A 208-nucleotide genomic window follows, 5' to 3' on the forward strand; every position below is an offset into this window, starting at 1 on the left:
CCGCCGTCACCGGCACCTCGTGCAGGATCAGCCACGCCGCCACCAGGTAGACGACCGCCGGCACGACCGACATGAACACGCCGACGATGGCGAAAAACCACTGGCCCGACATCTGCTGCCGCACCTGCAGCTCGATCTGCCGGTCGTTCTCGGCCGAGTAGCGGGCGATCTCGGCGGGCTGCCGGTTGAAGGTCTTGGCGAGCAGGAT

1 pseudogene is annotated in these 208 nt (G+C 67.3%); it reads right to left on the reverse strand.

The features are described from left to right. A pseudogene (locus FJ658_RS15070) lies at positions 1–208 on the reverse strand (ABC transporter ATP-binding protein); the annotation flags it as partial.

Origin of the sequence: Schumannella sp. 10F1B-5-1, from assembly GCF_006517535.1 — a bacterium.
In the GTDB taxonomy this organism is placed as follows: Bacteria; Actinomycetota; Actinomycetes; order Actinomycetales; family Microbacteriaceae; genus Schumannella.